We start from the raw sequence: 13,057 nt of genomic DNA, 5'->3' as shown, positions 1-13,057 counted from the left end.
CCCTCATCCTAAAAAAAGGACGAGAGACTCCCGCGGTACCACCTTAATTAGCTATCATTAGCTCACTTCATACTTCAATAACGTGAAGTAACCGTCTTTACCTACTCATTTCAGTTAGAAGCTCTAGAGCCCATTCCATATTCATCCCTTACTGATTCTCACCACATATCAGCTCTCTGAAAAGTTTCGAATATGTACTCTTCTCTTTCATTGCTTTTTCGTTATTTTTTACAGTTTATCACATTTCGCTTCCAAACAAACCCGATTTTTCTATTTTATATAGCAGGAATTTCCACTTCTATTGTCTAATGTTATATAGGTTTGCAGAAATATTCGAAACAACTTTGGAGGTTTTTTCATGGTAAAATATATATCCATTTTAGGTTCCACAGGATCTATCGGCACATCTGCATTAGATGTCGTTTCAGCTCATCCTGAACATTTTAAAATTGTCGGTTTAACCGCAAATTATAATATCGATCTTCTTGAGCAACAAATCAAAACATTTCAACCTCGCATTGTAAGCGTTGCGACAAAAGACTTAGCAGACACGCTTCGTACGCGTATTTCAGCGAATACAAAAATCACATACGGAACTGATGGCTTAATTGCGGTAGCTACTCACCCTGATTCAAATCTTGTATTAAGTTCTGTTGTCGGAGTTTCCGGACTACTTCCAACGATTGAAGCATTAAAGGTGAAGAAAGATATTGCCATCGCTAATAAAGAAACGTTAGTTGCAGCTGGACATATCGTAACTGAACTAGCGCAACAAAACGGATGTCGCTTAATTCCAGTAGATAGCGAACATTCAGCTATTTTCCAATGTTTAAACGGAGAAAATAATAAAGAAATTGACAAATTAATTGTTACAGCTTCTGGCGGTGCATTCCGTGATAAAACACGTGAAGAAATGAAAACTTTACAAGCAAAAGATGCTTTAAAGCACCCAAACTGGTTAATGGGCGCAAAACTAACGATTGATTCTGCCACATTAATGAATAAAGGGTTTGAAGTAATGGAAGCGAGATGGCTATTTGATATTCCGTATGAAAAAATTGATGTAATGATTCATAAAGAAAGTATCATTCATTCTTTAGTAGAATTTATTGATGGATCAGTTATGGCACAGCTCGGTGCTCCTGATATGAGAATGCCGATTCAATATGCGTTTCACTATCCTACTCGGCTACCTTCTTCCTATGAAAAATTAAATTTATTAGAAATCGGTAGTTTACATTTTGAAAAACCAGATTTAGAGAAGTTCCCTTGCCTACAATACGCATATGAATGTGGCAAAATCGGTGGTACTACTCCCGCTGTATTAAATGCAGCAAACGAAATTGCGAATGCACTATTCTTAAAAAATGAAATTGTCTTTTTCGATATTGAAAAAACAATTTACAAAACAGTTGAAGCTCATCATAACGTAAAAGATCCTTCACTAGATGCTATATTAGAAGCGGATCAATGGGCGCGCCAATATGCAAATGAATTGTTAATAAAAAAGAGCTAAAACAGATAATACTGTTTTAGCTCTTTTTTCACGTATTCAACTTAACAAATCTATAACCGTGCGTCACTAACACTTTTAATATCGCATATCCTGGAATGGCTAAAATAATGCCCATAATCCCGAATAAGTTTCCGGCAGTTAAAATGATAAAAATGATAGTAATCGGATGAATGTCTAACTTTTTCCCCATAACTTGTGGAGAAATAAATTTACCTTCTGCTAATTGTACAACCATCATAACAATAATTACTTTTAACACCATTGCTGGCGAGTCGATAAATGCGATAATTAACGCTGGTGTAATGGCGATAATTGGTCCTACGTACGGAACGATATTTACAATCATCGCTAAAATAGCAAGCAGTACAGCATATTTAATACCGATAATAAGGTAACCGATTAATAACATAATACCGATAAACAAGCTCACGATAATTTGCCCTCTAATATACGAGCTAATCGCATAGTGCATATCATCTAGTATTCTCATTGCTGCTGGTTGTCTTTGCTCTGAAATAAACTTTAAGAAGTGATTCGGCAATTGTTCGCCATCTTTTAAAAGATAGAACAATATAAATGGAACCATTACAAATGTTAAAACAACCTCTGTAATAGTACTCAAAAATCCAGTTACATTCCCAGTTACTGATGATAATGACTTTGTAAAATCAACTGTGTATTCTTTTACCATATTCGCAACATTAATATTTAAATTCTCCTGAATTTTACCGAGTAAATTACTTTCCCCGAATCTACGTGCTGCTTGTTCAATCTCATGGCCAAAATACGGTAAGTTATCAATTAATGCATCAATTTGATCTTTAATAATAGGGATAACCGTTACAACTAAAAATACAAATAATCCTAGTACGATTAAATATATGGAAGCTATCGATACGATTCTTGAAACACCTTTCTTTTCTAAAAGCGAAACGAATGGATGTAAAATATAGAATAGTACGCCTGCTAATAGTACTGGGAAGAAAATTGTTTTTAAAAATACGATAAACGGTGTAAAAACAAATGATATTTTTGTTAGCAATAAAATATTAATGAACAATAACGCAAATCCAAGTAATACCGCCAAATAATTTTGTTCTCTAAAAAACTTTCTTAACTTATCTCTTTTTCTTATATTTATTTTCTCCAATGAAACCACCTCTTCGAATGATGAAAAGCCCTTATTCAGGGCTCTTCATCATAATCTATATATCTATTTCTTTGCAGCTTTCACTACAAATGATACAATAAAAATTAACACGATTGCACCTAATAATGCTGGCACGACATGAATCCCACCAAATGATGGCCCAAAGGATCCAAATAATCTACCACCTAACGAAGCACCTAATAAACCTGCGATAATATTTCCGAACATACCACCTGGGAAATTTTTACCCGTTATAGAACTAGCAATTGCACCTATAATAGCACCAACTATTAATGTGATAATCCATCCCATTTTTAGCCCTCCATTTCTATTATAGTTTGTATGATTTAATACAAACATATGTATTTATCATTGCTAATCATATTTCACTATAGAAATATATTTACTACTATTTTACATATGGAGATACATATATTATATGCAAAAAAGAAAAATATTGTCAAACTCACCCATAAAGCAATTATATTTATATACCATATTTAAAGGAGGCTTCATTATCTATGATTCTTAAGTTAAATTCCACTTCTTTTGAAGTAGCAACATCCATTTTACAGGTTCAAATTCCAGCTTATAAAGTTGAAGCAGACTACTTAAATAGTACTGCCATACCTCGTTTATATGATACTGTAAACGATATTCAAAGTTGTGTTGAAACATTCTATGGATATTTTTCTGAAAATAAACTTGTCGGTTTTATTTCTTTTGTACAAGAAGAAAAACTAATCGATATCCACAGGTTAGTTGTATCCCCCGATTTTTTTCAAAAAGGAATCGCAACGAAACTCCTAATTTATATATTTAACATGTTTCCCTCTTCAATGACATACATTGTACAAACAGGTAAAGCGAATACCCCTGCTATTACTTTATATAAAAAACACGGATTCATTACAGTATCAGATACAATACTTCCTGACGGTATGATTCTTACACAATTAAAAAAGACAGAATACACAAAATAATTTGACTTGTTTGCTCCTTTATGTTATTTTTTACTTTATAAAACCTTTTGCTGAGTCCAAATTTTGGAGCGGGGGAACCATTTTTGTAGCTATGCTACTTGGGGCGAATCTTTTTTAAGTAGGGAAACTCTCACTTCCCGAGTCCGACAGCTAACCTCGTAAGCGTAATGGGAGAGGAAGGTGCTTTTTGCCTATGTTACACATTTTGCCTCCTTAATTATAAATATGGGATCGATATCAAATAGTCACCTATATTTATAGAAAAGGAGAATGTATTATGTTACGTTTATCTGATCACGCAATAAAAATGATGGAGCAAAGACTCCGAATTGAAAAACAACGCACATATCAAGCAAATAAAGTTGTAGATAACTTACATCACAAATACTTCTTTCAGCATATTTTTCAACCGAAAAGATAAAGTAAATGTTTATTTAATATTAAAAAACACAAGGTGTGTCTTACAAAGGCATTCCTTGTGTTTTTTATATTCTTTATAAAATTCTCACTACATTTAAGCTTGCTGTAATGGCACCTGCTATAGTAGTCACATGCCCTACACCTAACGGGCCATTTTGTAATATTAATGTTGAATTGGCACTCGTCACATTCACAAGAAGTGTATTTGAAATGGCTGGTTCGATTACTACAGTTGATGTCGTTACGTTTTGTATAAAACTCCCTGTTAGTTGCGTTCCATTTAATAGCAACCTAACAGATACTGTCTCATTCCCACCAGTCGCGTCCCCTTGGAAATAGTAGCTTACTAAATATATTCCTGGTGTGGATACTGTGACAGTTGTAGCACTAGTTAAAGATACACCAGTTCCATATACAGTGGATCCAGAATTAATTGGGATGTTGGCATTTGCTGCAATTGTACTTGTTGAGGTAGAGAAGAAATAGCCGCCACCTGTTGAAATGGCAGACGATCCAGTTGCACCGGTTAAGCCGGTTGGGCCCGTAGCACCTGTTGGGCCTGTTACTCCCGTTCCCCCTGTTGCTCCTGTTATTCCTTGGATTCCTTGGATTCCTGTCGGTCCTGTTGCACCAGTCGCTCCTGTCGCTCCTGTTGCGCCGGTTGCTCCCGTCACACCTTGTGGGCCTTGAATTCCTTGGATTCCTTGTGGGCCTGTTATTCCAGTCACCCCGGTTGCTCCCGTTGGACCCGTTATCCCTTGCGAACCTTGAATTCCTTGGATTCCTTGTGGACCTGTTACTCCCGTAGAGCCGGTCGCTCCTGTTGGGCCTGTTACTCCTTGTGGACCTTGAATTCCTTGAGGACCTTGAGGGCCCGTTACTCCCGTCGGACCTGTTGCTCCAGTTGCACCGGTTGGACCCGTCGAGCCAGTTATACCTTGTATGCCTTGAGGTCCAGTCGGGCCTGTTGGACCAATCGGACCTTGAATTCCTTGCAGACCTTGAATTCCCTGTGGACCGGTTGGACCTTGTATCCCTTGTATTCCCTGAATCCCTTGCGGGCCTGTTGCACCAGTTGGACCGGTTGGACCCTCTGGGCCTTGCACTCCTTGTATTCCAGTCGCTCCCGTTGGACCTATATCTCCTTGTGGACCTTGAATTCCTTGGATTCCTTGAGGACCAGTTGGACCTGTTATACCACTTATCCCTTGCACTCCTTGTAAACCTTGAGGACCGGTTGGACCGAGTGGACCTTGGATTCCTTGCAGACCTTGTAAGCCTGTTGGTCCAGTTGCTCCCATTACTCCTTGCTCACCTTGTATTCCTTGTATTCCTTGCGGGCCTGCCTGCCCAATTGGACCTTGTGCCCCTTGCACTCCTTGTTGACCTGCCTGCCCTGTTGCTCCTATCGGTCCCTGTACTCCTTGTAGACCTTGTAAACCAGTTGGACCGGTTGATCCCATTACTCCTTGTGGACCTTGAATACCTTGATCACCCGTTGGACCAGTTACCCCCATCGGTCCCTGTACTCCTTGCAAACCTGTTAAACCGGTTGCACCTGTCGGTCCCTGTATTCCTTGCACTCCTTGAATTCCAGTCGCTCCTGTTGCTCCGGTCGCCCCGGTTGCTCCGGTTGCTCCAGTTAGACCTGTTGGACCTCCCGGTGATCCTGCTGGACCCGTTGGACCGGTTGGACCTCCTGGCGGACCTGTTGGGCCCGTTGCTCCGGTTGGACCCGTTGCAGATCCAGTTGGTCCAGTTACCCCTGTTGGACCGGTCGAGCCGGTTGGACCCGGATCCCCTTGCAAGCCAGTTGCACCTGTTGGCCCTATTACACCTTGCACTCCTTGAATTCCTTGAGAGCCTGTTGGACCAGTTACCCCCATCTCACCTTGTGGACCTTGTAAACCTTGAACACCAGTTGCACCTGTTGATCCCATTGGCCCTTGTTCTCCTTGTATTCCTTGTGAACCTGTTGGACCGGTCGGACCCATCGGACCTTGAATACCTTGTATACCTGTTACACCTTGTAAACCACTACTTCCTAAATTTCCTTGAACACCTTGTATACCCGTATTTCCAGTTGGACCGGTCGGACCGATTTCACCTTGCACTCCTTGTATACCTTGTATTCCGATTGGGCCGGTTAGACCAATTTCTCCTTGCACTCCTTGTATACCTTGTATTCCAGTTGGACCTGTTTCTCCCATTGGTCCAGGTATTCCTTGTATCCCTTGAATACCTGTTGGACCAGTCGGCCCCCTTTCGCCTTGAATACCTTGAACACCTTGAATTCCCTGTGGACCTTGTTCCCCCATCGGACCTTGACTACCTTGAGCACCTTGTGGTCCTGTTAAACCAGTTGGACCGGTTGGGCCAATCTCTCCCTGTACCCCTTGTACTCCTTGAATTCCTGTTGGACCTGTTGGACCTATTGGACCTTGTACGCCTTGTATTCCTTGCGGGCCAGTCGGTCCACCTACAGAACCTGTCGGACCTGTTGGACCAGTCGCCCCCGTAATACCTGACGCTGGAAAAGGAATAGGTGCTTGAAACTTACTACACTTATCTTGATCCCTCACAAGCATCTCCCCCCGTTATAACTAACGTGTCAAACTATTTTTAATACATTTAAACTAGCTGTTATCACTCCAGATAATGTCGTTACATGCCCAATAGCTAATGGACCATTTTGCAAAGATAAAGTAGCATTGGAAGAAGCAACATTAATGACCATCGTATTCGAAACCGCTGGTTCTAATACAAAAGTACCTCCTGTAACATAAAAAATAAAACTCCCTGCCACTTGCGTTCCATTTAAAGTAAGACTCACAGAAATCGTTTCATTCCCCCCATTTGGATCACCTTGAAAATAATAGCTGACTAAATATATTCCCGGCGTACTTAACGTTACAGTTGTTGCATTTGTTAAACTGACACCAGAACCAAAAGTGGTAGCTCCTGAATTAATTGGTATTAACGCATTCGCTGCAATTGCACTCGTTGAAGTAGAAAAGAAATAACCGCCACCGCTAGGTAAACCAGTCGCTCCTGTTGCACCTACAATTCCTAAAAAACCTATAGGCCCTTGACTACCCGTTGCTCCAGTAGGTCCCACAGCTCCAATCGGCCCTTGACTACCTTGGACTCCAGCTGGACCTACACTACCGTTAACCCCTGTTATTCCCCTCGCTCCAGTTGGGCCTTGTATTCCTTGAATACCTTGCACACCTTGTATTCCGGTTACTCCCGTTGCACCGGTAGGTCCTATCATTCCTGTACTTCCTTGTATTCCTTGAATACCTTGAACGCCTTGTATTCCTTGTGCACCGGTCGCTCCTGTCGCTCCTGTCGCTCCTGTTTCTCCTGTTACGCCCGTAATCCCAACATTTCCTTGTGGTCCTTCGGGTCCCTCAATACCTTGCGCCCCTTGCACTCCTTGTGAACCTGTTATCCCGTTTTCTCCTAAATTCCCTTGAGGCCCTCTAATTCCTTGAGCACCTGTAGGACCGATGATTCCTTGTATTCCTTGTATTCCTTGAGAGCCTTGCGCTCCTGTTGGACCTACTATACCTTGTATTCCTTGAGGCCCTTGTAAACCAATTGCACCTGTCGGACCTGTTATTCCTTGAACTCCTTGTATTCCTTGAGCACCTTGCGGACCAGTCAATCCATTTTCTCCTTGTATTCCTTGAGGTCCTTGTATACCTTGAACTCCAGCTGCTCCTGTTATTCCTTGAACTCCTTGTATTCCTTGTGCACCTTGTGGACCAGCATCTCCTGTTTCTCCTCGTATTCCTTGTGGACCTTGGGCTCCCGCCGCTCCTGTTGTGCCTGTAGGACCTATTATCCCTTGTAACCCTTGTATTCCTTGCGCTCCTGTTGGACCTGTTACTCCTTGTATTCCTTGCACACCTCTAGGACCTTCTGCACCGGTTGGACCGATTTCTCCCTGTGGACCTTGTATGCCTATTGGGCCTTCTACACCGGTTGCTCCTGTTATTCCTTGAGCTCCTTGTATTCCTTGTGCACCTTGTACGCCAGCTACACCAATTACCCCTTGAGAACCTTGTGCTCCCCTTGCACCTTGAGCACCAGTGGGACCCGTTATTCCTTGTAACCCTTGCGCTCCTTGGGGACCTTTAGGACCAGTTACACCTGTGATACCAGCTTCACCGGTTGGACCTGTTGGCCCTCCAGGTGGACCAGGCGGGCCTGATGGACCAGTCACTCCACTAGATGGACCAATCGGACCGGTTATTCCTGTTGGTCCTCCAGGTGGACCTTCTGCACCTTGTGTACCAGTAGACCCAGTTGCTCCTGTTATTCCTCGTATTCCTTTTGGTCCTTGAAAACCTGTGGATCCCCTTACCCCTTGTATCCCTTGTATTCCTTGTGGACCTTGAGGACCTATTACACCTGTTATCCCCCTTATTCCACTTATACCTTGAGGTCCTTGTATTCCAGTAGAACCAGGCGGGCCAGTTACACCTTGTATCCCTTGATCACCTTGGTGCCCTTGCTCTCCAGTAATTCCTCGTATTCCTTGTGGACCTTCTTCTCCTTGTATACCTGTAGTTCCGTCCTCCCCTTGTATTCCTTGCGCCCCTTGAGGACCTTGAGGGCCCGTTACACCTGATATTCCGGTTACACCTATTTCTCCCTGCATTCCTTGTGCACCCGTTTCCCCTCGCTCACCTATTTCTCCTTGTATTCCTTGGGCGCCCTGTATACCTTGACTACCAGCAGGGCCTGTAATTCCTTGTATTCCTTGCATACCTTGTAATCCAATATCGCCAACAGGACCTTGCTCTCCAATTAATCCTTGAGGACCTTGTAAGCCGACCGGACCTGTAATTCCTTGCTCTCCGGTATCACCAACGGGACCTTGTATCCCTTGAGCTCCTGTTGTCCCTCGTGGACCTTGTATTCCCCTGATACCTTGAGGGCCTTGTGGACCAGTTGCTCCTGTAGGCCCAGTAATTCCCGGGGGGCCAACCGGACCTTCATGCCCTCCAGTTGGACCAGTTGGACCACTATTACCCGTCGGACCCGTTGCTCCTATAAGCGGAAGAGGCAGTGCCACTCCAAATTTTTTGCACTTTCTATGATGACGCACAACAATCCCCCTCCCCAAAAATAATTACACTTTTTATATGAAATGCATTTTTATAAGAAAAGTACATCTCTGACCTTATTTTTTTAAAAATAAAGAAGCCTATCATTTCATCTATTTGAAATGATAGGCTTCTTTTATAAAAAACACTTTACTTTCTAACTTTAATAATAAAAGTAGTCGGCACCATTCTAGCTTTATATAAAGAATAATACTTCGTAGAATGCATCGCTAGTTCTTCATCAAACGTGCTATACGGTTCAGGTTCTTCTATTCTCTCAATTGTAAAGCCTGCTCTATTTAACTCATTTATATATGTACTTATTTTTCTCTTATATAATTTCGCTTGTACATTTTCTCCTTTAAATGTTTCAAACGTAATGGACGTTTCCTCATGATAAGAAGACTTTATAGCAACTTCCTCTGTACCATACTGTAAATTTGAATATACTGGGTGCTCCCAACTAAAAATAAAACTTCCTCCTGGCTTTACATACGAATAAATCAGTTCCAACGTTTTTCTTAAATCCGAAGTCCAATTTAATGCATAAATAGAATATACAATATCAAAATACCCTTTCGGAATATTCAATTCCTCTTCCATTTCTCCCCATACTAACTTTGGATCCCAACTCTTTAACGTTTCATTCGCTATTTCAATTTGTGCACTTGAAAGATCAAGCCCCAATATCAAGAACTTTTTTATTTCTGATTGAATCTCATCTTCAGACGCTGTATATTGGGCATATTTAGGTAAACAATCAACTTGAAAGATAATAAGGTGCAACTGTATCCCAACACTTTTTATTTATAGCTAGCATTTGTGTACCTTTCATATCATTCCCCCCATCCATTTTTCTTTCTCTAATATTACTTACATACCATAACCAGATCGCCCTTTTCTCTTCGCCCGGTAGTTTTTCACTTTTGCAATCGTACCGCACGCTCTTCCTCCTTCTTCTCCAGCATACATACCGCACCATCTTTTACTTCCATTTCGCGAATGATCATAAAATACCCAGCGACAATCTGGACATGCTTTTAACCTTCCCCACACATTTTCTTGAATTGACATTAACACAATACTTAACACTTTTGTATACACATTCTCTTCATATACTGGTTCATATGTAATACCTTTCATATCATCCTTTATATGTACATGAAATGGGTATTTCTCTAACCACTTTTGCAATGATTCTCCGCCTTCAATTGCCACCCGAATATCTTCTCGAAAACTTTTTAGTTCCTCTATCGTATAAAATGGAAGCTCTTCATGAAAATATTTATTCATAAATTGCTTTATATCATCTTCGGTCTGCAACAAATCAACTGCTTCTCTCGTATCATTTGGTATTTTCCATTTATTTAAAAATTCTCGAATATATTCTAGTTCATTTGGTGCATTTTGATTCAATTCCATCCACCTTCTTCTTAAAATTTACTTTTTTCTGACTTTATGTATAATTATAATATAAAACTGTTAACCATCAAAATATTTTACTGGTTACAATATTAGGAGGAGTTCTATGAAAAGTTTCTCAATACCGATACGTTTCATGCTTATTTCTTCATTTTTTATGTCTTTTGGGTATTTTGCGGTATACGCATTTTTAGCTATTTATCTATTAAACTTTCTCCATTTTTCAGCTGTTCAAGTAGGAACAGTGTTGACGGTTATGACAATTACATCACGAGTTCTCCCTTTATTCTCAGGATTAATTGCTGATAAAATAGGCTATATCATTATGATGATAGCCGGATTATTTTTAAGAGGAGTCGGATTTATCGCTTTAGGGATATCCTCTGATTTCTATACAATTTCTATTTCTTCTGCACTTATTGGCTTCGGAACTGCATTTTACGAACCTGCCGCTCGCGCTATATTTGGCTCACAGCCAGCTCATATGAGAAAAAATTTATTTACATATTTAAACCTTAGCTTCAATTGCGGTGCAATAATCGGACCAATTGCAGGAGGGTTCTTACTCTTACTCGATCCAATCTATGCTTTCTCTCTAACAGGATCCCTTATGCTGTTATTCGCTTTCATCTTTTACTTACTTAAAAATCACTTCCAAGTCACTACTGAAAATACATCTATTACATTAGGAATACAGGCTATTTTACAAAACAAACCTTTCCTTTTGTTTTCATTTATCATGATCTTCTTCTATATTATGTTTACTCAGCTTACTGTCGCACTTCCACTTCATATGAAAAACATTAGTAATAGCAATCAGCTTGCTACACTCGTTATTACAATAAATGCAATAACAGGCGTCATATTTATGGTGTTATTTCGAAAACTATTTCATAAATACAACACACTTTCAATTATTAAATACGGTGTTTTATTAATGAGTATTTCCTTTTTACTCATTCCTCTATCTCAACACCCGTATTGGCTATTTATTTGTGTAATTTTATTTACAATTGGTGAAACACTCGTATTACCTAACGCTGATATCGCTATTGCAAATTACAGTAATGAATCCTATACAGCTACTTACTTCGGATTTTATCAACTATCACTCGCATTTGGTTTTATCATCGGTAATTATACCGGTACATCTTTTACATCCAACTTAAGCGGCATGTATACACCATGGCTTATTTTTGGCGGAATAGGACTTATTGGTTTTATTTCACTACATATTTTAAATATTAAACAAGGGGACTCTAAAGAGGATATATACCTAAATAATGATACGAAACACCTTTAACACATTACAATTGAGCTAGTACCTTTAGACAAAAAGTCTATAATAAAAAATTCGACCGTCATATGTGACAGTCGAATTTTTTATTCTTCATATTCAAGATGATTATGTGTTTTACAACCAAACAAATAACAAGCCCCTATATGATAAGTTTCAAATTCTAACCCTGGAACATATCCAGATTTAATACGTTCTATCATTTTTTTATAACAATGATTCTCTTCTGTATATTCTTCAATTAACTCTTTCTTATCTTTTTCCGTCCAGTTTTCTTCTACTTCTTCATTCTGGACATCTTCTATTTCTGCTGTTTTCGCTTCAATAGATTCCCGTATAACTTCATTCATACGGGAAAAATCATTAGCTTTATATAGAGCATACACAAACCTACTAATCCAGTTAGGACTTTTCCAAACTTCTTTGTATCCCTTTTCGAACCATTCAATTGCTTCTTTATAGCAATTCAACTCAACATATAAATCTGCTACATTAATTTCCCCTAAAAAATTATCAGATTCCCTGTTAAAAGTATCTAACTTCTCTTTTGCTTCTGTCGTTCGTTCTAAATCAATTAAACATTTTACATAGCTATACATGATATAGTCCGAATCCCCTGCAACTCGTAAAAAAATTCCGAAGCTTTTTCCAGCTCTCCAAGGTTATAATGAGCTACAGCTACATTATGATATGCTTCATCCGATGGTTGAATTGAAATAGATTTTTGTAATACTTCTTTCGCTTCTTCCCACTTTTTTTGTTTCATATAAATTTCCCCTAACATGTTATAGGGAAAGTATGAAGAAGGATTCAACTTAACAACTTCTTTTATTAATTCAAGAGCTTTCTCATCATTCTCTTCCTCATAAAAGTACATCCAAGCAAGATTATTGAGAGATTGTACCCCTCTAGATTCATGTACTGCTCGATGAAACAGTTCCATTGCTTCCTCACATTTATTTTGTTCAAACATTTCAATTGCCTTCTCGTTAATGTTCAAATAACTACCTCCGAAGTGAATAAATTCATCTACGCTTTATCATTATTTTAAGATGTAAAAATTGAAATTTCTATAAAAAATTTCTTTATCCTGTCTATATTTCGAATAAAACAGAAGCTTACATACACAAATTTACAACAATAAGTAAACTT

9 protein-coding genes, 3 pseudogenes, 1 riboswitch and 1 other annotated feature are annotated in these 13,057 nt (G+C 39.5%); of the genes and pseudogenes, 4 read left to right on the top strand and 8 right to left on the bottom strand.

Translation table 11 applies throughout. From position 1 onward, the window contains the following. Window positions 1-12: 12 nt before the first annotated feature. Window positions 13-220, bottom strand: a binding site (T-box leader). Window positions 221-358: 138 nt separating this feature from the next. Then, window positions 359-1,516, top strand: a complete 1,158-nt coding sequence (locus ACTFRY_RS07785; RefSeq protein WP_000241797.1) for a 1-deoxy-D-xylulose-5-phosphate reductoisomerase — start codon at window positions 359-361, stop codon at window positions 1,514-1,516. Window positions 1,517-1,544: 28 nt separating this feature from the next. Here the strand turns inward: ACTFRY_RS07785 and ACTFRY_RS07780 are convergent, their stop codons facing one another. Then, a complete protein-coding gene (locus ACTFRY_RS07780; RefSeq protein ID WP_000411483.1) occupies window positions 1,545-2,666 on the bottom strand; it encodes an AI-2E family transporter in 1,122 nt (373 codons plus the stop codon). A 63-nt stretch (window positions 2,667-2,729) separates the two neighbouring features. Beyond that, window positions 2,730-2,978: a GlsB/YeaQ/YmgE family stress response membrane protein gene (locus tag ACTFRY_RS07775; protein ID WP_000539730.1), complete on the bottom strand. Its 249-nt coding sequence runs from the start codon at window positions 2,976-2,978 to the stop codon at window positions 2,730-2,732. A gap of 209 nt (window positions 2,979-3,187) precedes the next feature. Here ACTFRY_RS07775 and ACTFRY_RS07770 point away from each other — a divergent pair, with 209 nt between their 5' ends. After that, a complete protein-coding gene (locus tag ACTFRY_RS07770) occupies window positions 3,188-3,649 on the top strand; it encodes a GNAT family N-acetyltransferase (RefSeq protein ID WP_000601232.1) in 462 nt (153 codons plus the stop codon). Between the two features lie 38 nt (window positions 3,650-3,687). After that, window positions 3,688-3,830: riboswitch (cyclic di-AMP (ydaO/yuaA leader) on the top strand. Window positions 3,831-3,926: 96 nt separating this feature from the next. Further along, window positions 3,927-4,070, top strand: a complete 144-nt coding sequence (locus ACTFRY_RS07765) for a hypothetical protein (protein ID WP_000945243.1) — start codon at window positions 3,927-3,929, stop codon at window positions 4,068-4,070. 73 nt (window positions 4,071-4,143) lie between these two features. Here ACTFRY_RS07765 and ACTFRY_RS07760 read toward each other — a convergent pair whose 3' ends face one another. The 5 genes and pseudogenes from ACTFRY_RS07760 to ACTFRY_RS07740 form a co-directional block, all read right to left on the bottom strand. Continuing rightward, window positions 4,144-6,657 (bottom strand): BC_3345 family exosporium-associated protein, encoded by a 2,514-nt coding sequence (locus ACTFRY_RS07760; protein WP_033694171.1) that lies wholly within the window; start codon window positions 6,655-6,657, stop codon window positions 4,144-4,146. Window positions 6,658-6,680: 23 nt separating this feature from the next. Next, complete coding sequence (locus ACTFRY_RS07755; protein ID WP_141538179.1) at window positions 6,681-9,188, bottom strand: collagen-like protein; 2,508 nt, start codon at window positions 9,186-9,188, stop codon at window positions 6,681-6,683. A 148-nt stretch (window positions 9,189-9,336) separates the two neighbouring features. Beyond that, window positions 9,337-9,873 (bottom strand): annotated as a pseudogene (locus ACTFRY_RS07750) (class I SAM-dependent methyltransferase); the annotation flags it as partial. A gap of 30 nt (window positions 9,874-9,903) precedes the next feature. Next, a pseudogene (locus ACTFRY_RS07745) lies at window positions 9,904-10,021 on the bottom strand (class I SAM-dependent methyltransferase); the annotation flags it as partial. Between the two features lie 38 nt (window positions 10,022-10,059). Then, on the bottom strand, window positions 10,060-10,602 hold the full coding sequence (locus ACTFRY_RS07740) for a CGNR zinc finger domain-containing protein (protein ID WP_001072924.1): 543 nt from the start codon (window positions 10,600-10,602) through the stop codon (window positions 10,060-10,062). Between the two features lie 112 nt (window positions 10,603-10,714). On the opposite strand from ACTFRY_RS07740, the gene ACTFRY_RS07735 reads away from it, so the two are divergent. Further along, window positions 10,715-11,911 carry an MDR family MFS transporter gene (locus tag ACTFRY_RS07735; RefSeq protein WP_098617224.1) on the top strand — a complete coding sequence of 399 codons (1,197 nt, stop codon included), beginning with the start codon at window positions 10,715-10,717 and terminating at the stop codon, window positions 11,909-11,911. 80 nt (window positions 11,912-11,991) lie between these two features. On the opposite strand, the pseudogene ACTFRY_RS07730 reads toward ACTFRY_RS07735, so the two are convergent. Continuing rightward, window positions 11,992-12,905: pseudogene (locus ACTFRY_RS07730) on the bottom strand (tetratricopeptide repeat protein). Between the last annotated feature and the right edge of the window lie 152 nt (window positions 12,906-13,057).

This window comes from Bacillus cereus group sp. MYBK195-1, from assembly GCF_051916605.1.
Classification (GTDB): domain Bacteria; phylum Bacillota; class Bacilli; order Bacillales; family Bacillaceae_G; genus Bacillus_A; species Bacillus_A cereus.
Note: the sequence above shows the minus strand (reverse complement) of the source record. Positions and strands in the feature narration are given on the sequence as shown.